The 23,021-nt window shown below is 71.7% G+C and carries 21 protein-coding genes and 2 tRNA genes; 15 read left to right on the forward strand and 8 right to left on the reverse strand.

Going from position 1 to position 23,021, the window contains the following annotated elements; genetic code table 11:
• Positions 1-81: 81 nt before the first annotated feature.
• Together AB0O00_RS03040 and AB0O00_RS03045 are read right to left on the reverse strand one after the other, a co-directional pair.
• Positions 82-489: a type II toxin-antitoxin system VapC family toxin gene (locus AB0O00_RS03040; protein WP_363648336.1), complete on the reverse strand. Its 408-nt coding sequence runs from the start codon at positions 487-489 to the stop codon at positions 82-84.
• A gap of 68 nt (positions 490-557) precedes the next feature.
• Positions 558-935 (reverse strand): hypothetical protein, encoded by a 378-nt coding sequence (locus AB0O00_RS03045; RefSeq protein WP_363648337.1) that lies wholly within the window; start codon positions 933-935, stop codon positions 558-560.
• A gap of 13 nt (positions 936-948) precedes the next feature.
• On the opposite strand from AB0O00_RS03045, the gene AB0O00_RS03050 reads away from it, so the two are divergent.
• The 4 genes from AB0O00_RS03050 (at position 949) to AB0O00_RS03065 (ending at position 5,709) form a co-directional block, all read left to right on the forward strand.
• Positions 949-1,989, forward strand: a complete 1,041-nt coding sequence (locus AB0O00_RS03050) for a hypothetical protein (RefSeq protein ID WP_363648338.1) — start codon at positions 949-951, stop codon at positions 1,987-1,989.
• Entirely contained in the window at positions 1,986-2,132 is a 147-nt protein-coding gene (locus AB0O00_RS03055) for a hypothetical protein (RefSeq protein WP_363648339.1), read from the forward strand. Before AB0O00_RS03050 ends, AB0O00_RS03055 begins: the two co-directional genes overlap by 4 nt.
• A 222-nt stretch (positions 2,133-2,354) precedes the next feature.
• Positions 2,355-5,000: an aconitate hydratase AcnA gene (gene acnA / locus AB0O00_RS03060; RefSeq protein ID WP_363648340.1), complete on the forward strand. Its 2,646-nt coding sequence runs from the start codon at positions 2,355-2,357 to the stop codon at positions 4,998-5,000.
• A gap of 79 nt (positions 5,001-5,079) precedes the next feature.
• The gene (locus AB0O00_RS03065; RefSeq protein ID WP_363648341.1) at positions 5,080-5,709 is read left to right on the forward strand and encodes a maleylpyruvate isomerase family mycothiol-dependent enzyme; all 630 of its coding nucleotides are present in this window, start codon (positions 5,080-5,082) and stop codon (positions 5,707-5,709) included.
• Positions 5,710-5,793: 84 nt separating this feature from the next.
• Here AB0O00_RS03065 and pepN read toward each other — a convergent pair whose 3' ends face one another.
• Positions 5,794-8,358, reverse strand: coding sequence for an aminopeptidase N (gene pepN / locus AB0O00_RS03070; protein WP_363648342.1), 2,565 nt, complete (start codon positions 8,356-8,358; stop codon positions 5,794-5,796).
• A gap of 311 nt (positions 8,359-8,669) precedes the next feature.
• On the opposite strand from pepN, the gene AB0O00_RS03075 reads away from it, so the two are divergent.
• Entirely contained in the window at positions 8,670-9,236 is a 567-nt protein-coding gene (locus AB0O00_RS03075; protein ID WP_363648366.1) for a disulfide bond formation protein DsbA, read from the forward strand.
• 66 nt (positions 9,237-9,302) lie between these two features.
• On the opposite strand, the gene AB0O00_RS03080 is transcribed toward AB0O00_RS03075, so the two are convergent.
• Entirely contained in the window at positions 9,303-10,712 is a 1,410-nt protein-coding gene (locus AB0O00_RS03080) for an amino acid permease (RefSeq protein ID WP_363648343.1), read from the reverse strand.
• 265 nt (positions 10,713-10,977) lie between these two features.
• Here AB0O00_RS03080 and AB0O00_RS03085 point away from each other — a divergent pair, with 265 nt between their 5' ends.
• From AB0O00_RS03085 to AB0O00_RS03100, 4 genes are all read left to right on the forward strand, one after another.
• A complete protein-coding gene (locus tag AB0O00_RS03085; protein ID WP_363648344.1) occupies positions 10,978-11,577 on the forward strand; it encodes a biotin transporter BioY in 600 nt (199 codons plus the stop codon).
• Between the two features lie 80 nt (positions 11,578-11,657).
• The gene (locus AB0O00_RS03090) at positions 11,658-12,143 is read left to right on the forward strand and encodes a ribose-5-phosphate isomerase (RefSeq protein WP_363648345.1); all 486 of its coding nucleotides are present in this window, start codon (positions 11,658-11,660) and stop codon (positions 12,141-12,143) included.
• Positions 12,144-12,552: 409 nt separating this feature from the next.
• Positions 12,553-13,695 carry a PP2C family protein-serine/threonine phosphatase gene (locus AB0O00_RS03095; RefSeq protein WP_363648346.1) on the forward strand — a complete coding sequence of 381 codons (1,143 nt, stop codon included), beginning with the start codon at positions 12,553-12,555 and terminating at the stop codon, positions 13,693-13,695.
• 529 nt (positions 13,696-14,224) lie between these two features.
• Complete coding sequence (locus AB0O00_RS03100; protein ID WP_363648347.1) at positions 14,225-14,422, forward strand: hypothetical protein; 198 nt, start codon at positions 14,225-14,227, stop codon at positions 14,420-14,422.
• 36 nt (positions 14,423-14,458) lie between these two features.
• Here AB0O00_RS03100 and AB0O00_RS03105 read toward each other — a convergent pair whose 3' ends face one another.
• Positions 14,459-15,250, reverse strand: coding sequence for a DUF6348 family protein (locus AB0O00_RS03105; protein ID WP_363648348.1), 792 nt, complete (start codon positions 15,248-15,250; stop codon positions 14,459-14,461).
• A gap of 232 nt (positions 15,251-15,482) precedes the next feature.
• On the opposite strand from AB0O00_RS03105, the gene AB0O00_RS03110 reads away from it, so the two are divergent.
• Positions 15,483-16,043, forward strand: coding sequence for a hypothetical protein (locus AB0O00_RS03110; protein ID WP_363648349.1), 561 nt, complete (start codon positions 15,483-15,485; stop codon positions 16,041-16,043).
• A 62-nt stretch (positions 16,044-16,105) separates the two neighbouring features.
• Here the strand turns inward: AB0O00_RS03110 and AB0O00_RS03115 are convergent.
• Positions 16,106-16,176 (reverse strand) — tRNA-Gly (locus AB0O00_RS03115).
• A gap of 184 nt (positions 16,177-16,360) precedes the next feature.
• Between AB0O00_RS03115 and AB0O00_RS03120 the strand changes: the two genes are divergently transcribed.
• The 5 genes from AB0O00_RS03120 to clpX all read left to right on the forward strand — a co-directional run bounded on the left by AB0O00_RS03120 (position 16,361) and on the right by clpX (position 21,286).
• Positions 16,361-16,434, forward strand: a tRNA-Pro gene (locus tag AB0O00_RS03120).
• Positions 16,435-16,729: 295 nt separating this feature from the next.
• On the forward strand, positions 16,730-18,115 hold the full coding sequence (gene tig / locus AB0O00_RS03125) for a trigger factor (protein WP_363648350.1): 1,386 nt from the start codon (positions 16,730-16,732) through the stop codon (positions 18,113-18,115).
• A 298-nt stretch (positions 18,116-18,413) separates the two neighbouring features.
• Positions 18,414-19,028, forward strand: a complete 615-nt coding sequence (locus AB0O00_RS03130; RefSeq protein WP_329931219.1) for an ATP-dependent Clp protease proteolytic subunit — start codon at positions 18,414-18,416, stop codon at positions 19,026-19,028.
• A gap of 56 nt (positions 19,029-19,084) precedes the next feature.
• A complete protein-coding gene (locus AB0O00_RS03135; protein ID WP_363648351.1) occupies positions 19,085-19,747 on the forward strand; it encodes an ATP-dependent Clp protease proteolytic subunit in 663 nt (220 codons plus the stop codon).
• Positions 19,748-19,996: 249 nt separating this feature from the next.
• Complete coding sequence (gene clpX / locus AB0O00_RS03140; protein WP_329931163.1) at positions 19,997-21,286, forward strand: ATP-dependent Clp protease ATP-binding subunit ClpX; 1,290 nt, start codon at positions 19,997-19,999, stop codon at positions 21,284-21,286.
• A 78-nt stretch (positions 21,287-21,364) separates the two neighbouring features.
• Here clpX and AB0O00_RS03145 read toward each other — a convergent pair whose 3' ends face one another.
• Together AB0O00_RS03145 and AB0O00_RS03150 are read right to left on the reverse strand one after the other, a co-directional pair.
• Entirely contained in the window at positions 21,365-22,147 is a 783-nt protein-coding gene (locus tag AB0O00_RS03145; protein ID WP_363648352.1) for a hypothetical protein, read from the reverse strand.
• A complete protein-coding gene (locus tag AB0O00_RS03150) occupies positions 22,144-22,989 on the reverse strand; it encodes a hypothetical protein (protein ID WP_363648353.1) in 846 nt (281 codons plus the stop codon). The genes AB0O00_RS03145 and AB0O00_RS03150 overlap by 4 nt, the downstream gene beginning before the upstream one ends.
• Between the last annotated feature and the right edge of the window lie 32 nt (positions 22,990-23,021).

Here is a 23,021-nt window from a genome sequence, read left to right on the forward strand (position 1 = left end):
CCCGGGACGCCCCCGCCGGGGTCACTCCCACCCGGGACGCCCCCGCCGGGGTCACTCCCACCCGGGACGCCCCCGCCGGGGTCACTGCGGCGTGCGCCGGATGCCCCGGATCTCGCAGCGCGGCCCGCTGGCCCGCATCAGCCGCAGGTCCGCGGTGATCAGCGGCACCCCGTACCGCTCGGCGACGGCGACGTACGCGGCGTCGTCCGGGGTGAGGTTGTCCTTGAGCTCCCAGATCCGGCCGAGCAGCGGTGCCACCTCGACCTTGCGGATCGCCACCGCGGTGAGTTCGGCGGTGAGTTCGGCGACCCGTCCGGCGGTCAGCTCCTTGGCCAGGTAGAGGCCGCGCAGCGACTGCATCACCTCGATGATGATGTGCTCGGGCGCCAACCACTCGCCGTCGGCGGCGAGTTCGGCGCGGGCCGCAGCACCGCGCGGCCCCTCGTCGGCCAGCGCGAGCACCAGCGCGGACGCGTCCACCACGATCATCAGCCGCCCCCTGCCCGTCCCCACCGTTTCCGCACGTCAACTCCCCACCCACCGTACCGGCTCGCCCTTCACCCACTTGAAAGCAGCCCCACGAGCAGCCCCGCGAGCATCGAGGTGGCGTTGGCGGTGCCGGAGGCGATCCAGGGGAGCGGGTCGCGCGGGCGCAGGCCGGTGAGGGGGCAGAGGAGGAGGGCCTCGACGGCGCAGACCGCCGCCTCGCTGAGGCCGAAGGCCGTCCAGTACGCTGCGGCGGGCCCGGCGGTCCAGTGCCGCAGGGTCCACCAGAGCACGGGGTGCGTCACCAGGTTGACCAGCACGGCGGCGGCCACGGCCCTCCCCGGGCGGATCCGTCCGGGCCGGGCCAGGGCGGCGGTGTAGACGGGTGTTTCGGTCAGCAGGGTGAGGGCCAGGGCCACCGGGTAGCGCACGGCAGGGGATCGTGCCATGGGGAGGGGGAGCGTGGCGATCACGGGTGCGGGTGCGGCCAGCGGGGCCTGGCCGGCGGCCTGGCCGGGGCTGCGGCTGGGCGCGGCGCCGCAGGCGGGCTTCGTGGTGGCGGGCGCGCTGGCGCTGGTGCTGGCGCTGCGGGCGCCGACCGGGCTGGCGGTGCTGGGGCTGGCGGCCTTCGGGCTGCTCCACAACGTGCTGGAACTGCGGTACGTGGCGGGCCGGTTCGCGGTGGTGCTGGCGGGTCCGCTGCTGCGGCTGCTGCTCGCGCTGGTCACCGGCATCGTCGTGTGCCGGCTGCTGCCCCCGTCCGCTTACTCCCCTTACTCCCAGGCGGCGGAGATCCTGCTGGCGTACGGCCTTCTGGCGGCGGCGTGTTGGTACGGGCTGCGCGGGCGTCCACTGCTGCTGGCGGGTGCCGCGGCGGTCCTGACCGTCGCCGCGGCGGGGTCGCTGTCCTTCCCCGCGTACCACTTCGTGGTGCTGGCGCACCTGCACAACGTGGTCCCGCTGCTGTTCCTGGGGGAGTGGTCGCGGCGGCTGGCGCGGGGGCGCGCGCTGTTCCTCGCGCTGCAGTTCACGTGGGTGCTGCTGGTGCCGGCCCTGCTGCTGAGCGGACTGCTGGACGGCCTACTGGCGGGTGCCGCGGGCGCGGCAGGCCAGGCGGGCGGCTGGACGGCCCGCCTGGAGAGCGCCTACACCCCGCCCGCGTGGCTCGCCTCGCACGTCGGGCTGCGCTTCCTGGCGGTCTTCGCGTTCCTGCAGACGATGCACTACGTGGTGTGGGTGTGGTTCCTGCCGCGCTACGCGCCGGAGGCCGCGGAGGGTTTCGAGGCCCGGGTGCCGGCCCTGCGGGGTGTGCGCGCGTGGGTGCTGGGGGCGGTGGCGGGCGGGGTGCTGGCGGTGCTGTTCGCGGCGGACTACGCGCAGGGCCGCGCGCTGTACGCGGCGGTGGCGAGCTACCACGCCTACCTGGAGTTCCCGGTGTTGCTGATGCTGGTCCTGGGGGCCGCCCACAAGGGTGCCCCCGCGCGAATCGAGGAGAAGGTATGACGAGGATGCTGGCCGACGTAGCCCCGGCGCCGGTCGTCGGAGGCGGGCTGCTGCTGGTCCTGCTGCTGCTCGGCGGGGTGGTGGCGGGGGTGGTGTGGCTGATCCGGCTGGACCGCAAGCGGCGCGGCCCGGACGGCCGCTGAACTGGGCGGACGTCGACCCGGGCATGCCTGCGGTGGTGAACGCGGCGGCATGCACTATGGTTTATCTCGACATCGAGATAACTGCCCTCTACCATATATCTCGACATCAAGATACTTGCCGAGAGGCGCTCACCGGCGATGGCGGCAAGGTCAACCTAAGTAAGGCTGACCTTACCACCGTGCTGGCCGGATATCGCGTGAAGCACCCAGAAGGAGTCAGTCGTGTCCGCGAACAGCTTCGACGCCCGCAGCTCGCTGCAGGTGGGCGACGAGTCGTACGAGATCTTCAAGCTCTCCGCCGTCGAGGGTTCCGAGCGGCTGCCGTACAGCCTCAAGGTGCTGCTGGAGAACCTGCTCCGCACCGAGGACGGCGCGAACATCACCGCCGCCCACATCAGCGCGCTCGGCAACTGGGACGCCACCGCCCAGCCGAGCCAGGAGATCCAGTTCACCCCGGCCCGCGTGATCATGCAGGACTTCACCGGTGTGCCGTGCGTGGTCGACCTCGCCACCATGCGCGAGGCCGTCAAGGAGCTGGGCGGCGACCCGGCCAAGATCAACCCGCTGGCGCCGGCCGAGCTGGTCATCGACCACTCCGTCATCGCCGACAAGTTCGGCACCCCGGACGCCTTCGTCCAGAACGTCGAGATCGAGTACGGCCGCAACAAGGAGCGCTACCAGTTCCTGCGCTGGGGCCAGACCGCGTTCGACGAGTTCAAGGTCGTCCCCCCGGGCACCGGCATCGTCCACCAGGTCAACATCGAGCACCTGGCCCGCACGGTCATGGTCCGGGGCGGCCAGGCCTACCCGGACACCTGCGTCGGCACCGACTCGCACACCACCATGGTCAACGGCCTGGGCGTGCTGGGCTGGGGCGTCGGCGGCATCGAGGCCGAGGCCGCCATGCTGGGCCAGCCGGTCTCCATGCTGATCCCGCGCGTGGTCGGCTTCAAGCTGACCGGCCAGCTGCCGGCCGGCACCACCGCCACCGACCTGGTCCTCACCATCACCGAGATGCTGCGCAAGCACGGTGTGGTCGGCAAGTTCGTCGAGTTCTACGGCGACGGCATCGGCGCCATCCCGCTGGCCAACCGCGCCACCATCGGCAACATGTCGCCGGAGTTCGGCTCGACCTGCGCGATCTTCCCGATCGACGCCGAGACCATCAACTACCTGAAGCTCACCGGCCGCGACGAGCAGCAGCTCGCCCTGGTCGAGGCGTACGCCAAGGAGCAGGGCCTCTGGCACGACCCGTCGGCCGAGCCGGTCTACTCCGAGTACCTGGAGCTGGACGTCTCCACCGTCGTCCCGTCGATCTCCGGCCCGAAGCGCCCGCAGGACCGCGTGATCCTGGCCGAGGCCGCCGAGCGGTTCGCCGAGGTGCTGCCGGCCTACTCGGCCGAGGCCTCCAAGCCGACCACCGTCACCGCCGCCGACGGCTCGACGTACGAGATCGACAACGGCGCGGTCGTGATCGCCTCGATCACCTCCTGCACCAACACCTCCAACCCCTCCGTCATGCTGGGCGCCGCCCTGCTGGCGAAGAAGGCCGTGGAGAAGGGCTTGACGGTCAAGCCCTGGGTCAAGACCACCCTGGCGCCCGGCTCCAAGGTCGTCATGGACTACTACGAGAAGGCCGGCCTGCTCCCGTACATGGAGAAGCTGGGCTTCAACCTGGTCGGCTACGGCTGCGTCACCTGCATCGGCAACTCGGGCCCGCTGCCCGAGGAGGTCTCGGCCGCCGTCAACGAGGCCGACCTCGCCGTCGTCTCGGTGCTCTCCGGCAACCGCAACTTCGAGGGCCGGATCAACCCCGACGTCAAGATGAACTACCTGGCCTCCCCGCCGCTGGTGGTCGCCTACGCCCTCGCCGGCAACATGAACGTCGACATCACCCGTGACGCCCTGGGCCAGGACGCCGACGGCAACGACATCTTCCTCGCCGACATCTGGCCGTCGGAGCAGGAGGTCGCCGACGTCGTCGCCGGCTCCATCGACCAGGACATGTTCGACAAGGGCTACCAGGACGTCTTCGCCGGCGACCACCGCTGGCAGTCGCTCCCGGTCCCGACCGGCAACACCTTCGAGTGGGACGCCGAGTCCACCTACGTCCGCAAGCCCCCGTACTTCGAGGGCATGGCCAAGACCCCGAGCCCGGTGACCGACATCGCCGGCGCCCGCGTCCTGGCCAAGCTGGGCGACTCGGTCACCACCGACCACATCTCCCCGGCCGGCAACATCAAGCCCGGCACCCCGGCGGCGCAGTACCTGACCGCCAACGGCGTCGAGAAGCGCGACTTCAACTCCTACGGCTCGCGCCGTGGCAACCACGAGGTCATGATCCGCGGCACCTTCGCCAACATCCGCCTGCGCAACCAGATCGCGCCGGGCACCGAGGGCGGCTACACCCGCGACTTCACCCAGGCCGACGGCCCGGTGTCGTTCATCTACGACGCCTCGCAGAACTACCAGGCCGCTGGCACCCCGCTGGTCGTCCTGGCCGGCAAGGAGTACGGCTCCGGCTCGTCCCGCGACTGGGCCGCCAAGGGCACCGCGCTGCTGGGCGTCAAGGCCGTCATCGCCGAGTCGTACGAGCGCATCCACCGCTCGAACCTGATCGGCATGGGCGTCCTGCCGCTGCAGTTCCCCGAGGGCCAGAACGCCGACTCCCTCGGCCTGACCGGCGAGGAGACCTTCTCCATCACCGGCGTGACCGAGCTCAACGAGGGCACCACCCCGGCGACCGTCAAGGTCGTCGCTGGTGACAAGCAGTTCGACGCGGTCGTCCGCATCGACACCCCCGGTGAGGCGGACTACTACCGCAACGGCGGCATCCTGCAGTACGTGCTGCGCTCGCTCATCGGCTGAGCACCCGCGTAACGCCTGAGCGGCCGGGCCGCATCCCCTCGGGGGTGCGGCCCGGCCGTCGTCGTAGTACGACATAAGCATGGCGACGACACCGGACACCTGGGGGACGATCCACGCCGAGCGGCGCGCCCTGCTGGCCGACGTGGAGGAGCTCACCCCGGGGCAGTGGGCGACCCCCTCGCTCTGCGCCGGGCGGACCGTGCAGGACACCCTCGCGCACATGGCGGCGACGGCCCGGATGACCCTGCCCGGCTTCTTCGTGAAGCTCGCCAAGGCCGGCTTCCGCTTCGAGGACATGACCGCCCGCGAGATCGCCGAGCTGACCGCGGGGACGCCCGCCGACACCCTCGCCGCCTTCCGGGGGCAGCTCGACTCGGTCAGCCACCCGCCGGGGCCGGTCGACAGCTGGCTGGGCGAGACGGTCGTGCACGCCGAGGACATCCGCCGCCCCCTCGGCCTCGCCCGGGAGTACCCGGTCGCGGCCCTGACCCGGCTGGCGGACTTCTACCGGGGCTCCAACCTGCTCATCGGCGGCAAGCGCCGGGTCGAGGGGCTGGCCCTGCGGGCCACCGACACCGACTGGTCGGCGGGCAGCGGCCCCGAGGTGCGGGGCCCGATGCTCGCGCTCCTGCTGGCGGTCACCGGACGCAAGGTGGCGCACGCCGAACTGGAGGGCGAGGGCCTGCCGCTGCTGGCGTCGCGCAGCTGACGGCCGACGCCGACGGTCGACGGGGACGGTCGACAGGGACGACGAAGGGGCCCGCCGTACGGACGTGCCCCTTCGTGGTGTCCGTCAGGCCCGGTCGCAGGCCTGGGCGCGCAGGGCGCGGGCGAGGTCGTCCCGGCGCTCGATCACCAGGCGGCGCAGCGCGGGCGCCGCGTCCGGGTGGCCGTCCAGCCAGGAGTCGGCCTCGGCGAGGGTCGGCTCGCCGATCTGGGCGCTCGGGAAGAAGCCGCCGACGAAGCGCATCGCGATCTCGATGGTGCGCTCGGCCCAGATCTTCTCCAGCAGCTTGAAGTAGGGCGCGGCGTACAGGGCGGTGAGGTCGCGGTGGGCGGGCAGCGCGAAGCCGGCGATGTTCGCCTCGACGAGGGCGTTGGGCAGTTCGTCGGAGTCGACGACGGCCGACCAGGCGGCGGCCTTGGCCTCGGGGGTGGGCCGGGCGGCCAGGCACTGGGTGTACTGGCGCTTGCCGCCGGCGGTGTTGTCGGCGGCGAGCTCGCCGGCGAGCTCCTCGTCGGTGGCCTGTCCGGCGGCGGCCAGGGCGAGCCACAGCGACCAGCGCAGGTCCTGGTCGACGTCGAGGCCGTCGATCCGGGCGCTGCCGGCGAGCAGGCCGCGGACCAGGCCGAGGTGTTCGGCGCCGCCCGCGGTCTGGGCGAGGAAGCGGGCCCAGGCGAGCTGGTGGTCGCTGGCGGGGACGGCCCCGCGCAGTTCGCGCAGGGCGCCGTCGGCGAGCAGCCGGCCGCCCTCGGCGCGCCAGGCCGGGTCCGCGTAGAGGTCGACGGCGGCCTTGGCCTGGGCGTGCAGGGACTGCAGGACGCCGATGTTGCCCTCTTGGCCGGCGAAGCGCAGCACCAGGGCGACGTAGTCGCGGGCGGGCATGAGGCCGTCGCGGGTGAGGTTCCAGACGGCGGACCAGGCGAGGGCGCGGGCGAGGTCGTCGCGGATCTCGCCGAGGCCGGTGCGCAGGGTCTCCAGCGAGGCGTCGTCGAAGCGGATCTTGCAGTAGGTGAGGTCGTCGTCGTTGAGCAGCACGAGCGCCGGTCGGGGGCGGCCGGCGGCCTCGGTGACGACGGTGCGGGCGCCGGTGACGTCGAGCTCGATCCGGGCGGTGCGCACGAGCGAGCCGTCGGAGTCGTGGTCGTAGAGGCCGACGGCGATCCGGTGCGGGCGCAGTACATCGCCGTTCTGGAGGACGGCGAGTTCGGTGATCCGGCCCTCGGCGTCGGTGGTGACCTGCGGGGTGAGCGAGTTGACGCCGGCGGTCTGCAGCCAGGCGGCGGCCCAGGACTTGAGGTCGCGGCCGCTGGTCTCCTCCAGGATGCCCAGCAGGTCGGCGAGTTCGGTGTTGCCGAAGGCGTGGCGCTTGAAGTAGCGGCGGGCGCCCTCGAAGAAGGCGTCCGCGCCGGCGTATGCGACCAGCTGCTTGAGGACGGAGGCGCCCTTGGCGTAGGTGATGCCGTCGAAGTTGAGCTTGGCGGCTTCGAGGTCGCGGATGTCGGCGGTGATGGGGTGGGTGGTGGGGAACTGGTCCTGCCGGTAGGCCCAGGCCTTGCGCTGGTTGGCGAAGGTGACCCAGGCGGAGCTGTAGCGGGTGCGGGCGCCGATCAGCGCGTAGGAGCCCATGAAGTCGGCGAAGGACTCCTTGAGCCACAGGTCGTCCCACCAGCGCATGGTGACGAGGTCGCCGAACCACATGTGCGCCATCTCGTGCAGGACGACGTTGGCGCGGCCCTCGTAGGCGGCGTCGGTGACCTTCGAGCGGAAGACGAAGTCCTCCTTGAAGGTGACGCAGCCGGGGTTCTCCATGGCGCCGATGTTGTACTCGGGCACGAAGGCCTGGTCGTACTTGCCGAAGGGGTACGGGTAGTCGAACTCCTCGTGGAAGAAGTCGAGTCCGAGCTTGGTGACGCCGAGGATCTCGTCCGCGTCGAAGTAGCGCGCGAGGGACTTGCGGCACATTGCGGAGAGCGGGATCTCCAGGGTGGTGCCGTCGGGCAGTTCGCGGCTGTAGTGGTCGCGGGCGACGTGGTAGGGGCCGGCGACGACGGCGGTGAGGTAGGTGGAGATCGGCTTGGTCGGCGCGAACTGCCAGGTGCGGGCGCCGTCCTGCTCGGTCACGTCCTCGTGGACGGCGTTGGACCACACGTCCCACGCGGCCGGGGCGGTGACGGTGAAGGTGAACGGGGCCTTCAGGTCGGGCTGTTCGAAGTTGGCGAAGACCCGGCGGGCGTCGGCCGGCTCGTAGTGGGTGTAGAGGTAGGTCTCGCCGTCGGCCGGGTCGACGAAGCGGTGCAGGCCCTCGCCGGTGCGGCTGTAGGCGCAGTCGGCCTCGACGGTGAGGACGTTGTCGGCGGCGAGGCCGTCGACGTGGACGCGGACGCCGTCGAAGGCGCCGGCCGGGTCGATCGCGCGGCCGTTCAGGGTGATCGAGCGGACGGCGGGGGCGAGCAGGTCGAGGAAGGTGGCGGCGCCGGGCTGGGTGCAGCGGAAGGCGACCGTGGTGGTGGAGCGGAAGGTCGCGGCGGCGGGGTCGGGCGCGGAGGTCACGTCCAGCCGGACCTGGTAGCCGTCCACGGTCAGGATGCTGGCCCGCTGCTGGGCTTCGTCGCGGCTCAGGTTCTTGCCCGGCACGGCGGTACTCCTTTGTCCGGCTCGCACGGTGGTGCGCCTTGGTCTGTACGGTCCTGCGTCTGTGCGGTCCTGCGCGGTGTTCGGCGCATCAAGGGGCATCCTTTCACGCCGCCGCGCGCCGGTACCATTGCACAGGCCGGTGCGGCGGGGGCGGAATCAGCGGGGCCGGTCGGGTGTTGGCCACGTGATGGGGGAAGGCCTTTCCGCCCGTGATTTCCTCGGACACCTGACGAAGGACGACCGCAGTGACGACTGCCGCCGAGCGCAAGACCGCCGACTTCTGGTTCGACCCGCTGTGCCCGTGGGCGTGGATGACGTCCCGCTGGCTGATCGAGGTGCAGCAGCTCCGTCCGGTGGACGTGAACTGGCACGTGATGAGCCTGTCGGTGCTCAACGAGGGCCGTGACCTGCCGCAGCAGTACCGCGACCTGATGGACAAGGGCTGGGGCCCGGTCCGGGTGTGCATCGCGGCCGCGCAGCAGCACGGCGAGGAGGTGCTCGGCCGCCTCTACGACGAGCTGGGCGTGCGCCTGCACAACCGGGCGATGCCGCTGGAGCGGGCGACGGTCGAGGAGGCGCTGGTGGCGGCCGGCCTGCCGGTCGAGCTGGCGGACGCGGCCGACACCGACGCGTACGACGAGGCCCTGCGCGCCTCCCACAAGGAGGGCATCTCGCTGGTCGGCGAGGACGTCGGCACCCCGGTGATCGCGGTCGAGGGCGCGGACGGCGACCGGGTCGCCTTCTTCGGCCCGGTGGTCACCCCGACCCCGCGCGGCGAGGCGGCGGCCCGGCTGTGGGACGGCACCCTGCTGGTGGCCTCCACCCCGGGCTTCTACGAGATCAAGCGCACCCGGACGGCCGGCCCGTCCTTCGAGTGACGCCCGCTGCCTGTACGTGAGGAGGCCCGGTACCGCCTGGTACAGGGCCTCCTCACGTACGCGCGGCTACTGCGCGGCCGCGTCCCTGCGCTGCTTGAGCAGCCCGGCGGCCGTCAGCACGGCGACCAGCACCCCGGCCGCGTACAGCTGCTCCCGGTTGCCCTCGGTGGTGGTCATCAGCGCGAGGATGCCGGCCACGGCGGCCATGGCGACCCAGGTCAGGTACGGGTAGCCCCACATCTTCACGGTGAGCAGCTCGGGCGCCTCGCGCTCCAGCCGACGGCGCATCTTCAGCTGGACGACGCAGATGAACAGCCAGACCACGAGGATCGCGACGCCGGTGGTGTTCATCAGCCAGGTGAACACGGTCGCGGGCCAGAACTTGGCGGCCAGCACGGCGGTGAAGCCGAACAGGCAGGAGGCCAGCACCGCCCGGCGCGGCACCCCGCCGCTCACCTTGGCCAGCGCCTTCGGACCCTGCCCGCGGCCGACCAGCGAGTACGCCATCCGGGAAGCGCCGTAGATGTTGGCGTTCATCGCGGACAGGAGCGCGATGAGCACCACCGCCTCCATGATCGTCCCGGCGCCGGGCACTCCGAGGTGGCGCAGCACGGTGACGTACGGGCCGTCCTGGACGACCGCCGGGTCCTTCCAGGAGACGAGGGTGACGACCAGGGCCATCGAGCCGATGTAGAAGATCGCGATCCGCCAGACCGCCGTCCGCACCGCGTTGGCGACGTTCTTCTTCGGGTCGTCGGACTCGGCGGCGGCGATGGTGACGGTCTCCAGGCCGCCGTAGGCGAACACCGAGGCGAGCAGGCCGACGATCAGTCCGCTGACGCCGGTGGGCAGGAAGCCGCCCTGGCCGGTCAGGTTGGTGGCGCCGGGAGCGCCGGAGCCGATCACGCCGGCGACGCCGAGGCCGCCGAGGACCAGGAACGCGACGATCGCGGCGACCTTGACGGTGGCGAACCAGAACTCGAACTCGCCGAAGTTCTTCACGGCGGTGAGGTTGCTGGCGCAGAAGAAGACCATGAACAGGCCGACCCAGACCCACGCCGAGACGCCGGGTATCCAGCCGTTGACGATCTTCCCGGCCGCGGTGGCCTCGGCGGCGACGCCGCAGCACAGCATGACCCAGTACATCCAGCCTGCGGTGATCCCGGCCCAGGGGCCGATCTCCTTCTCGGCGTGGACGGAGAACGAGCCGGAGGCCGGGCGGGCCGCGGACATCTCGCCGAGCATCCGCATGATCAGCATGACCAGCAGGCCGGAGAGCGTGAACGCGAGGATGATGGCGGGCCCGGCCGCCGCGATGCCCGCGCCGGAGCCGACGAAGAGGCCGGCGCCGATCACCCCGCCGAGCGCGATCATCGACAGGTGGCGCTGCTTCAGCCCGTGTGAGAGCTGCTGGCCGGCGGCCGGGGGAGCGGTGTCGGTGCTCCCGGGCGCCGGGGGCGCGGAGGTGGGGGCCATGGAGGTGGATCCAGACTGTGCGGAATGCGGCATGAGTTGTCCAATATCCGGGGACACCGCTGTCCATGCCAAAGTCGGGGGAGCCGGGCCCACCATGCGGACCCCGCCGTGACGCTGGGTCGGTGGGGTGGTCACGCTCCGTCGATCGGGCGGTTCCGACAACGTCCTGCCGTGGCGGTTTGTCCGAAACCGTGACGGTGGCGGAGTCGATCACCACGTAGGTTCACAGGTGTTCACTCACCTGGACCCCACGAGGAGATCCCCCATGGCCACTGCCGGCACGTCGATACCGACCCGCGCCGTCCTCGCCGACCTGCTGCCCGCCGCCGCCACCCGTCTCGGCGCGCAGGCCCGCGACCTCGCCCTGGTCGCCGGCGGCGCCGCGCTGACCGGCGTCGCCGCCCAGCTGTCGGTCAACGTCCCGGGCTCGCCGGTGCCCGTCACCGGCCAGACCTTCGCCGCCCTGCTGGTCGGCACCGCGCTCGGGGCCCGCCGCGGCGTCGCCTCGCTCGGCCTCTACCTGCTGGCGGGCATGGCGGGCCTGCCCTGGTTCGCCGAGGGCACCTCGGGCTGGGCGATGCCGTCGCTCGGCTACGTGCTCGGCTTCGTCCTCGCGGCCGCTCTCACCGGCGCCCTGGCCCGCCGCGGCGCCGACCGCACCCCGGTCAACACCGCCGTGACGATGGCCCTCGGAACCCTCGCCATCTACGCCGTCGGCGTCCCGTACCTGGCGTTCTCGCTGCACGTGCCGCTCGCCCGCGCCGCCGAGCTCGGCCTCTACCCGTACCTGGTCGGCGACGCCCTCAAGGCCGCGCTCGCCGCCGGCGCCCTCCCGCTCGTCTGGAAGCTCGTCGGCAAGCGGTAACCGGCCGCCGGAAGCCACCGCCGACAGCCGTCGGCGCCCCCTGCGGAGCCCGGGTGCCCGCGCATGCCACACTCATGGGCATGCGCGTGTACCTGGGCTCCGACCATGCCGGATACGAACTGAAGAACCACCTCGTGGAGTGGCTGAAGGAGGCCGGCCACGAGCCGGTCGACTGCGGGCCGCACATCTACGACGCCGAGGACGACTACCCGCCGTTCTGCCTGCGCGCCGCCGAGCGCACCGCCGCCGACGCCGACGCCCTCGGCGTCGTGATCGGCGGCTCGGGCAACGGCGAGGCGATCGCCGCCAACAAGGTCAAGGGCGTGCGGGCCGCGCTGGCCTGGAGCGAGCAGACCGCCGCGCTCGGCCGCGAGCACAACAACGCCAACGTGATCTCCATCGGCGGCCGGATGCACTCCGTGGACGAGTCCACCAAGTTCGTCGAGATCTTCCTCAACACCCCCTACAGCGGCGAGGCCCGGCACACCCGCCGGATCGACATGCTGAGCGAGTACGAGACCACCGGCGAGCTCCCGCCCATCCCGGCCCACCACCCCCAGGGCTGAGGGCTCCCGCTCCCGCTCCTCCCCCCTTTCCCCCCCCACCCCCCGCCGGCGGGCCCCGCTCCCGGGCGCGGCCGGCCGCCGTCGTTCCCGCCCCCGCGCCGCCTGTGGCATCGGCCACAACCCGGCAGCGCGCGAAGACCCCCGCACGCGGGGCGCGTGCGTCGGCCGCCTGGTTCGTACGCCCAACCGGCGCACGCCTCCTGACGCCGCGCTCACCGCCGCCCCGATCGGCCGAAACCCGCTGACACGCCCGCACCCCGGCGCGACCGCCCCGGCCCGAGCCGTCGACGCCGGGCGGTGCCCGTGGATAAGGTCGGGCCCCATGGCTGGCAGACCGCCGGGCGCACCGCCCCAGACGACTGCGACGAGGCCCGGCGCCGCCCCGGCGTCCGACCCCGTGACGGCCCGGTTGCGCAGGAGGCTCCGCCGGGCCCGCCGAAGGCTGCGCACGGCCGGGGTCGACTACTTCCGCGGCGGCGCCGCCGACTGGCCGGTGCTCTGCGCGCTCGCCCTGCTCGTCCCGCTGCTGATCCTGCTCAACATCTGGTTCCCCGCCTGGGCCCCGCCCACCGCCCTCGTCCTGCCGATCCTGGCCGGCGCCCTGCTGCTGCGCCCCGGCAGCCTGGTGGTCCTGTACGCGCTCGCCGCGCTCGGCCTGTCCGCCGAGTCCGTGATCCACACCGGCGAGCGGGTTGCCAGTCTGAACCCGGAGGCGTACGTCTACGGCGTCACCCCCGGCGCGGCCCTCGTGGTCGGCGCCGCCGGGGTCGGCGGCCTGCTGCTGGCCCAGTTCCGGGCCCGGGTCGGCGTGCCCTGGTGGGGCGGCTCGACCATGCTGTTCGACCTGCGCGAGCGCCTGCGGGTGCAGAGCCGCGTCCCCCGGCTGCCGGACGGCTGGCACGCCGACATGGCGCTGCGCCCGGCCGGCGGGCAGTCGTTCTCCGGGGACTTCGTGGTCGCCGCCCGCACCGGCCCGGGCCAGCGCGTGCTGGAGGTGGTCCTCGCGGACGTCTCCGGCAAGGGCATGGACGCGGGCTCCCGTGCCCTGCTGCTGTCCGGCGCCTTCGGCGGCCTGGTGGGCTCGCTGCCCGCGCACGACTTCCTGCCCGCCGCCAACGGCTACCTGCTGCGCCAGTCCTGGGACGAGGGCTTCGCGACCGCCGTCCACCTGGTGCTGGACCTGGACACCGGCGAGTACGAACTGCTCTCCGCTGGGCACCTGCCCGGCATGCAGCGCCTGGCCGGCGCCGGGCGCTGGGAGATCAAGGAGGCCACCGAGGGCCCGCTGCTCGGCATCTACGACGGCGCCAAGTTCGAGGGCGTGCGCGGGCGGCTGAACCGCGGCGACGTGCTGCTGCTGTGCACCGACGGCATGGTCGAGGCGCCCGGCCGGGACCTCACCGAGGGCATGGACCGGCTGATGGGCGAGGCCGACCGGCTGGTGCCCGGCAGCGGCCCCGGCGCCGGCGCGGGTGCCGCCGCCGCGCTCATCGAGACCGTCGCCCGGGACATCAACGACGACCGCGCGGTGCTGCTGCTCTGGCGCGACTGACGGTCCGACCTGCTGACGGGCCGTCGCCGGCGAGTCCGGCGGGCGACGGCAGGCCCCGCGGCGGCACATGCCGAAGGCAGGAGCTGTCAAGCCTGGGTGCCGATCTTCGGCCAAATCGGGCGACCCGTCAGCGGAGTGGACCTGAGCCTTCCGTTCCCCGCCCCCGCCCGTTTCCCGGCCGCTCAGCGCCGCCCCGCCGACGATTCGTCAGAACGACTCGGCTATCGTCTCGGACGGCGGAAACTCGTCTCGCATCGCAGGATATCGGCGTTGGGCTGACTGTCAGACCTTTACGCAATCGGCACGGTCGACCACACTGAGTCCGGGCGGGACTGGTCAGGATTCGGGGGATGGGGGGCGTCACGTGCGGCACGGCAGACCCAGTGCGATCGCTGTGGGCTCCCCGCCCTGCCGGGGTGTGCCGGACGGTCCGCGATTCCGCCTCGGGACCGTCGGACATGCCGGGGTCCGGCTTCGCAGGTGCCGCCGGCCGGTGGCGCCACGCTATGAAACGAGGAAGTGAGTCCGGGTGGCACTCTCCGTCTCCGCGCTGGTCCTGTTCGCGATCCTGTGCATCATCTTCATCCGCAACAAGCAGCTGAAGATCCCGCACGCGATCATCGCCGCCCTGTTCGGCTTCATGCTCCACGAGACCACCGTCGCCGGCTCGATCAACTCCCTGCTGGCCAACCTGGCCCACAGCATCTCCGGCATCACCGGCGGCTGACCCACCGCCGGGAGGGCCGGCGGCACCCGCGCGAGGTCACCGGCCGGCCCGTCTGGCCTGCCGCCAGCGAGCGAACAGTCCCCGGGGGCGCACCGTCACCGGGGTCGGCGTGCGCAACGGCGCGGGCGCCCCGGCACCCGCCGGCGCCACCGCCGGCCCCTGCGGCCGCACCGCCGTCAGCAGGACGAACAGCCGTGCCCAGCACAGCCGTTCGCCGCGCGGCCAGTCCAGCGCGCGCAGCGCCGCCGAAGCCGCCTCCGACACCTCGCCGTCGACCCGGACCTCGGCGACGTCGTCACCCGCCTTCCCGCCCAGGAAGAGCTTCACCCCGACCGGTCCCGTCCCGGTCAGCTCCGGCCGCAGCGCCGGCGCCAGCGCGGGCAGCACCCGGTGCTCCGCGAGCCAGGCCGCCAGCCGCTCGTTGCCGAAACCGAACACCGCCGCAGGACCCTGCACCACGTGCCAGCCGGGCAGTTCGGCGTGGTCCGCGTGGTCGGCGAACACGCCCCGGCCGTCCGCCAGCTCGACCAGCACCGAGGCGGTGGTGGTCGCCCACATCTTCACCGCGTTGGCGAGCTTCTCCTCCTCGGTCTTGCCGAGGCCCGCCGCGCAGTCCCACACCACCGGCGCGTCCGCCCGCCCCAGGTGCAGCACGAAGCCGAGGTCGACGTGGCCGCCCCCGTCGCCGCCCGGGTGCTCGCGCACGGCCACCGCCGTCGTGCCCGGGCCGCGCACCACGTCGCCGTCGAGCGTGAACACCTGCCCGAGCCCCGCCATCTCCCGCACCACGCAGCGCTGTATGACGGCAAGCCGCTCCTCGGGACGCACCGGAACTCCTCCACCTCGGGACCGCAGTGATCTGCGTAGTGATCTGCGTGACGCTCTGTTCCACGTGACGCTCCGGACACGCGATCGAACCGCGCTCGAACGCCGCCGAGGCTATCGGCCCGGCGGCCTGCCGGGAAACCGCCCGGACGGCCCGGATCTCCAGTCGCGGAAATGTCCGGTGTGCACCATTTTGGGGAGCGGAACCAGAAGTCCGCCCGCTCGGAGAGCCCGCATGCCCCGCACCGCCCCGACATCCCCGATGCCGCCACTTCCCCTCTCGCCGTCGAACCCGAGGGTCGTGGACGGCTCCGGCCTGGTCGCCGAGGTCGAGGCCTACCTCGCCTCGCTGCCCGCCCCCGCGCGCACGCCCGTGCCGTACGTCTGCCCGTTCGGCTCAATCCTGGTGCCCTGGCACAGCGGCCACCCGGAGCCCCGGGCCACCCTGCTCGACCGGGTGCTGCGCCGCCCCGCCCGGCCGGTGCCCGTCAGCGCCGCCGACCACCTGCGGCTCGCCTCCCGCTACATCGGCGCGTCCGGCTGGCTCCAGGGCGCGCTGTGGGACGAGGGCGGCCGGGTCTGCCTGCTGGGCGCGCAGGCCGCCGTCCTCGCGCACGGTTACGGCACCCCTCTCACCGTCCGCACCGCGCGCGTCCAGCTGATGGAGGTCCTGCACGCGACCGGCCGCCCGGCGCGCTCCCCGGACGAGTACAACGACCGCCCGACCACCCGGGAGGCCGACGTCCACCTGCTGCTCGACCGCGCCGCGGCCCGCGCCGCCCGCCTGGGCCTGTGACGCGACGGGCCCCGGGAACGCCGACGGCCCCGGTGCGAGGACGCACCGGGGCCGGGTCGAAGAGCGGGCGACGAGAATCGAACTCGCGTGACTAGTTTGGAAGACTAGGGCTCTACCATTGAGCTACGCCCGCACGATCCCCCGGCCTGGGCCGGAAGTTCGGGCAACAGCGTACCTGGTCCGGTCGCTCCCGTGCACACCGCATTTCCCCGCACGCCCCCACACACCCCCGGACGCCCCCGCGAACCCCTTCCCGCGGCCCCGAAATAAGTCGGCGAACCGCCGGGGCCCGGCGTGTACGCTTCCTCTCGGCACCACGGGGTGTGGCGCAGTTTGGTAGCGCGTCCGCTTTGGGAGCGGAAGGCCGTCGGTTCGAATCCGGTCACCCCGACGTGCGGCAGGGTCTCGTCCACAGGGCGGGGCCCTGTTCTGTTCCCCGGGTACGGTGACGTCTGGCGTCCGCCTTTCGTGGTACCGGTAGGATGGGGCGCTGGCGGTAGTCCCTGCGGCGTCCACCCAGGTCAACCGCACGAGGGCGAGGAGTCACGCTCACCGTCCACCCCCCACGGGAGATGCAGCTCCAACCGCCCATCGCCCGTCTCGCCAGACCCACCCGTACCGGCCCCGGCCGGCGCGACCGGGCCTGGCGGAGGCAACCTGACCGCAAGCCCATAGGAGACCTAACCGTGAAGAGCGCCGTCGAGACTCTGAACCCGACCCGGGTTCGACTCACCGTCGAGGTGCCCTTCGAGGAGCTCAAGCCCAGCCTCGACGCGGCGTACAAGAAGATCAACCAGCAGGTCACGGTTCCGGGCTTCCGCAAGGGCAAGATCCCGGCTCGCGTCATCGACCAGCGTTTCGGCCGTGGCGCCGTGCTGGAGGAGGCCGTCAACGACGCCCTGCCGCGCTTCTACACGCAGGCCGTCGACGAGGGCAAGATCGAGGTCCTCGGCCAGCCCGACATCACCAACATCGAGGGTGTCGAGACGATCGCCGACGGCGGTGACCTGAAGTTCACCGCCGAGGTGGACGTCCGCCCGGAGATCACCCTGCCGGAGTTCTCCTCCATCGAGGTGACCGTCGACCCGATCGTCGTCTCCGACGAGGACATCGAGAAGTCCCTCGAGCAGCTGCGCGAGCGCTTCTCGGCGGTCAAGGACGTCGAGCGCGCCGCCGCCGCCGGTGACATCGTGGTCGTCGACCTCGTCGCCAAGGTCGACGGCGAGGTGCCGGAGGACGGCACCGCCAACGGCGTGAGCTACGAGATCGGCTCCGGCCGCCTGATCGACGGCATCGACGACGCCGTCACGGGCCTGGAGGCCGGTGGCACCGCGACCTTCGAGACCGAGCTCAAGGGTGGCACCCAGGCGGGCAAGACCTCCGAGGTCACCGTCACCGTCACCGCCGTCCAGGAGAAGGAGCTGCCCGAGCTGGACGACGAGTTCGCCCAGCTGGCCAGCGAGTTCGACACCCTGGAGGACCTGCGCGCCGACTCCCGCAAGCGCCTGGAGCGCATGAAGGAGTACGACCAGGCCACCCAGGCCCAGGAGAAGGTCCTGGACGCCCTGCTCGCGCTGGTTGACATCGAGTACCCCGAGAAGCTGCTCGCGGACGAGATCCAGACCCGCAAGCACAACCTGGAGCACCACCAGCTGGAGCCCATGGGCCTGACCCTGGACGCTTACCTGGAGACCCAGGGCAAGACCAGCGAGGAGTGGGACGCGGAGATCGCGGAGCAGGCGAAGAAGGGCATCAAGACCCAGTTCGTCCTGGACCAGATCGTCGCCGACGAGGAGCTGGGTGTTAACCAGGAGGAGCTCACCGAGCACCTCATCCGCCGCGCCGCCGGCTCGGGCCTCACCCCGGACCAGTTCGCGCAGCAGGTCGTCCAGGGCGGCCAGGTGCCGCTGCTGGTCGGCGAGGTCGCCCGCGGCAAGGCGCTGGCCACCGTGGTCGAGGCCGCCAAGGTCGTCGACACCGAGGGCAACGAGGTCAACTTCGACGACGAAGACGAGTCGGGCGAGACCGCCGAGGCCACCGAGGCCGCTGCCGAGGAGAACACCGAGGCCTGATCGGCCCCGGTAGCCCCCTGAGGCACGCAACGGGCCCGGACGCCGTCATGGCGTCCGGGCCCGTCGCCGTCCCCGGCACGGGCGTTCCAACCGGAGCGGGCCCGTCCGGCGCATGTGACCCTGCGCTCACAGCGAACAGTTCTGCGTGGGGGATTCTGCGGCCCGGCCTGCGCGTTAGGGTCCTTGGACAGCAACAATCACGACGTGATACCCGGAAGCTGTGCGACACCGTGACGGCCGCCCGGCGACCGTCCAAATCGACTGAGCAGGTGGCTAAGTGACGTTCCCGCAGATGCAGATGGGCCCGATGGCGCCGCACGCCGCCTCTGGTGACGTGCTCGGCGGCCTGGGCGACCAGGTCTACAACCGGCTGCTCAACGAGCGGATCATCTTCCTCGGCCAGCAGGTCGACGACGACATCGCCAACAAGATCACCGCGCAGCTGCTGCTGCTGGCCGCGGACCCGGAAAAGGACATCTTCCTCTACATCAACTCCCCGGGCGGCTCGATCTCGGCCGGCATGGCGATCTACGACACCATGCAGTACATCAAGAACGACGTCGTCACCATCGCGATGGGCATGGCCGCCTCGATGGGCCAGTTCCTGCTGACCGCCGGCGCCAAGGGCAAGCGCTTCTCGCTGCCGAACGCCAACATCCTGATGCACCAGCCGTCCGCCGGCCTCGGCGGCTCCGCCACCGACATCCGCATCCAGGCCGAGCAGCTGCTGCGCACCAAGAAGCGGATGTCCGAGCTGATCGCCTTCCACAGCGGCCAGTCCTTCGAGCAGATCACCCGCGACTCCGACCGCGACCGCTGGTTCACGCCGGAGGAGGCCCTGGAGTACGGCCTGATCGACGCGATCATGCACAGCGCCGCGGACGTCCCCGGCGGCGGCGGCACGGGCGCCTGAGCCTCGGCCCGGCCCACGAGACCACAGCCCCAACGCCCTGGAGGACAAGAACCCCCATGAACATCCCCAGCCTGTCGGCCGCCCAGGCCCGCGTCGAGGACATGCGCGCCGAGGGCCGCTACATCGTCCCGCGCTTCGTCGAGCGCACCACGCAGGGCATCCGCGAGTACGACCCGTACGCCAAGCTGTTCGAGGAGCGCATCATCTTCCTCGGCTCGCAGGTCGACGACGTCTCGGCGAACGACATCATGGCGCAGCTGCTGTGCCTGGAGTCGATGGACCCGGACCGCGAGATCCAGATGTACATCAACTCGCCCGGCGGCTCGTTCACGGCCCTGACGGCCATCTACGACACCATGCAGTACGTGAAGCCGGACATCACCACGGTCTGCATGGGCCAGGCGGCCTCCGCCGCGGCCGTGCTGCTCGCGGCCGGCACCCCCGGCAAGCGCATGGCGCTGCCGAACGCCCGGATCCTGATCCACCAGCCGTACACCGAGACCGGCCGCGGCCAGGTGTCCGACCTGGAGATCCAGGCCAAGGAGATCTTCCGGATGCGCGAGCAGCTGGAGGAGATGCTGTCCAAGCACTCCAACAAGTCGGTGGAGCAGGTGCGCGACGACATCGAGCGCGACAAGATCCTGACCGCCGAGGAGGCCGTCGAGTACGGCCTGATCGACCAGATCATCTCCACCCGCAAGACCTCGCTGACCTCCTGAGGCCAGCTCCGGTCCGGGGCGGGGCGCACACGGTTCGTGCGCCCCGCCCCGGACCCTTCGGCGGCCGCCGCAACGGCATCTGTTCGGTATCAATTCGCCCAGGGCGTAGGGCAGACCCGGCGAAGAGGACGGAATCAGGGGCCCGGCAGAGTACCGTCGGATAGCGAGACCGATCGCCGTCGGCGTTGACGGTCCACAGCACCAGGCCCCGGAACCCCCGCGGGGCCCCTGGCGAAGGGGAAGCACCTCGTGGCACGCATCGGAGACGGTGGCGACCTGCTCAAGTGCTCGTTCTGCGGCAAGTCGCAGAAGCAGGTGAAGAAGCTGATCGCCGGCCCAGGCGTGTACATCTGCGACGAGTGCATCGACCTGTGCAACGAGATCATCGAGGAGGAACTCGCCGAGACCTCCGAGGTGCGCTTCGAGGAACTCCCGAAGCCGCGCGAGATCTACGAGTTCCTGGACCAGTACGTGGTCGGCCAGGACCTCGCCAAGAAGGCGCTGTCGGTGGCCGTCTACAACCACTACAAGCGCGTCCAGGCCGGCGAGGCGGGCCGCAGCGGCGGCAACGGCCGCGACGACGCGATCGAGCTCGCGAAGTCCAACATCCTGCTGCTGGGCCCCACCGGCTCCGGCAAGACCCTGCTGGCGCAGACGCTGGCCCGGATGCTCAACGTGCCGTTCGCGATCGCGGACGCCACGGCGCTGACGGAGGCCGGGTACGTCGGCGAGGACGTCGAGAACATCCTGCTCAAGCTGATCCAGGCGGCCGACTACGACGTCAAGAAGGCCGAGACCGGGATCATCTACATCGACGAGATCGACAAGGTCGCGCGCAAGAGCGAGAACCCGTCGATCACCCGGGACGTCTCCGGCGAGGGCGTGCAGCAGGCGCTGCTGAAGATCCTGGAGGGCACCACCGCGTCGGTGCCGCCGCAGGGCGGGCGCAAGCACCCGCACCAGGAGTTCATCCAGATCGACACCACCAACGTCCTGTTCATCGTCGGCGGCGCGTTCGCCGGCCTGGAGCGGATCATCGAGGGCCGCGCGGGTGCCAAGGGCATCGGCTTCGGCGCCAACATCCGCTCCAAGCGGGAGTCGGACGCGAGCGACCACTTCCGTCAGGTGATGCCCGAGGACCTGGTGAAGTTCGGCATGATCCCGGAGTTCATCGGCCGTCTGCCGGTGATCACCAGCGTGCACAACCTGGACCGCGAGGCGCTCCTGCAGATCCTCACCGAGCCGAAGAACGCGCTCGTCAAGCAGTACCGCAAGCTCTTCGAACTCGACGGCGTGGAGCTGGAGTTCACGCGGGACGCGCTGGAGGCGATCGCCGACCAGGCGATCCTGCGCGGCACCGGCGCGCGCGGGCTGCGGGCCATCATGGAGGAGGTGCTGATGTCCGTGATGTACGAGGTCCCCTCGCGCCAGGACGTCGCCCGCGTGGTGGTCACCGGGGACGTCGTCTCCAAGCACGCGATCCCGACGCTCGTCCCGCGCGACATGATCAAGCGCGAGCGGCGCGAGAAGAGCGCCTGAGCCCGGAAGCCGTATGCGAGAGGGCCCCGCACCATCGTGGTGCGGGGCCCTCTCGCATGTTCGCCGGTGGGTGTGCGGTTACTTCGGCACCTCGGCGACCGCGCGCAGGTCGCGGGCGTCGGCGGCGAGCTTGTCGACGTCGGGCTGGGTGCCGTCGTCGGCCCCCTTCGCCACCATCACGACGCTGCTGCCGTCGGCCCAGGCGCACACGGCCGTCTTGGTGTCGCCGTCCACGGACGTCCCGCACTCCATGGTGCCGCCCTTGGGGCCGGGGTCGACCGCGTGCCGGTCGTTGATCTGGCCGGCCCCCGAGCCGGAGAAGCCCTGGAACATCTGGTCCAGCTCCTGCTTCGGCAGCAGCACCTTGCCGTAGACGCCGACCGCGACCAGCTGCGGGTCGGAGTTGGCGTCCTGGTAGATCGACGCCACGCCGGTGGGCTGCCAGTTGCCGTCGCCCTTGCCGATCTTGGAGATGATCTCGTCCTGGATCTTCTGGGTCGTCGCCGGGTCGTCGTTGGCCTTCAGGTCCTTGAACGCCGTCGGGAACACGATCTTCTGGGTGCCCGCGTTGCTGGTCACGTCGAAGACGAAGTACGCGAGCGCGCCGCCGCCGAGGAGCAGCACGCCGAAGACGCAGCCGAGGACGATCCACAGCGTCTTGTTCGACTTGCGCGGTGGGGGCGGCGGGTACATCCCGTACGCGGGGTAGCCGGCCTGGTCGGGCGCGGGGTAGCCGGGGTAGCCGGGCGGCGGCGCCTGCGGCGGCACGGCGTCGTACGGCTGGCCGGCGGGCGGCGGGGGCGCCCCGTAGGGCTGGTGGGGAGGCGGCGGGGGAGCGCCGTACGGGCCCTGGTCGGTCACTTGGCGACCTTCATCGCGTCGCGGATGGCGCGGGTCTTGTCCGCGGCCTGGGCCGGGGTGAGCGACGGGGTGCCGCCGCCGGTGAGGCTGCCCTTGGTGAAGATGACGCGGCCGGTGGTGGACTTGTCCGCCCAGACGCACATCACCGACTGGCTCTTGCCGGCCACCAGGCTGAAGACCCCGCAGGACAGCTTGGCCGAGGAGCTCTTGCCGTCCTGGGCCGGGAAGTCCGTGATCGGGGTGGTCCAGGTGAGGCCGTCGCCGCCCTTCTTGTTGTCGGCGATGATCTGCTCCGGGTCGTTGAGCTGCCCGTACACGCCGGTGATCGTGATGCCGTCGAGCGGGTCGGCGCCCTTGGTGTAGCTGGCGAGCACGCCGATGAGGTTGCTGCCCATCTTCGCGATGTCGGCGCTGTCCTTCGCGTCGAGCTTGCTCAGGTCGACCGGCTGCTCCTTGGCCGACTTCTGGACGTAGCCGTCCGCCAGCGTCTGCGGGGCGGTGAGCTTGTAGTTGCCGCCGGAGGAGTCCTTGCCGCCGAGGAGCTTCCAGGCGCCGAAGCCGATGCCGCCCAGCACGAGCGCGCCGATCAGGAGGCCGACCACCAGGCCGCCCTTGCCCTTCTTCGGCGGCGCGGGGTACCCCGGCTGGCCGTACGGGGCCTGCGGCGGCATGCCGTACTGCGGCTGGGGCGCACCGTACTGCGGCTGGCCCTGCGGCGGGTAGCCGTACTGGGGCTGCGGCGCCCCGTACGGCGGCTGCGGCGGCTGCGGCGCTCCGTACGGGGGCTGTCCCCCGTAGGGCTGAGGCTGTCCCTGCGGATACTGCTGACCCTGGCCGTACATTTGTCTGTGCTCCCCCGCCGCACCCGCGGCCT

It is taken from the genome of Kitasatospora sp. NPDC093558, assembly GCF_040683475.1.
Classification (GTDB): domain Bacteria; phylum Actinomycetota; class Actinomycetes; order Streptomycetales; family Streptomycetaceae; genus Kitasatospora.

Bases quoted from the DNA above. Each gene is read 5' to 3' on its own strand.
- AB0O00_RS03090 (WP_363648345.1), top strand. From the start codon at position 11,658: ATGCGCGTGTACCTGGGCTCCGACCATGCCGGATACGAACTGAAGAAC.
- AB0O00_RS03085 (WP_363648344.1), top strand. From the start codon at position 10,978: ATGGCCACTGCCGGCACGTCGATACCGACCCGCGCCGTCCTCGCCGAC.
- AB0O00_RS03075 (WP_363648366.1), top strand. From the start codon at position 8,670: ATGACGTCCCGCTGGCTGATCGAGGTGCAGCAGCTCCGTCCGGTGGAC.
- AB0O00_RS03130 (WP_329931219.1), top strand. From the start codon at position 18,414: ATGGGCCCGATGGCGCCGCACGCCGCCTCTGGTGACGTGCTCGGCGGC.
- AB0O00_RS03135 (WP_363648351.1), top strand. From the start codon at position 19,085: ATGAACATCCCCAGCCTGTCGGCCGCCCAGGCCCGCGTCGAGGACATG.
- AB0O00_RS03080 (WP_363648343.1), bottom strand. From the start codon at position 10,712: ATGGCCCCCACCTCCGCGCCCCCGGCGCCCGGGAGCACCGACACCGCT.
- AB0O00_RS03065 (WP_363648341.1), top strand. From the start codon at position 5,080: ATGGCGACGACACCGGACACCTGGGGGACGATCCACGCCGAGCGGCGC.
- AB0O00_RS03150 (WP_363648353.1), bottom strand. From the start codon at position 22,989: ATGTACGGCCAGGGTCAGCAGTATCCGCAGGGACAGCCTCAGCCCTAC.
- AB0O00_RS03045 (WP_363648337.1), bottom strand. From the start codon at position 935: ATGGCACGATCCCCTGCCGTGCGCTACCCGGTGGCCCTGGCCCTCACC.
- AB0O00_RS03055 (WP_363648339.1), top strand. From the start codon at position 1,986: ATGACGAGGATGCTGGCCGACGTAGCCCCGGCGCCGGTCGTCGGAGGC.
- AB0O00_RS03110 (WP_363648349.1), top strand. From the start codon at position 15,483: ATGCCCCGCACCGCCCCGACATCCCCGATGCCGCCACTTCCCCTCTCG.
- AB0O00_RS03040 (WP_363648336.1), bottom strand. From the start codon at position 489: ATGATCGTGGTGGACGCGTCCGCGCTGGTGCTCGCGCTGGCCGACGAG.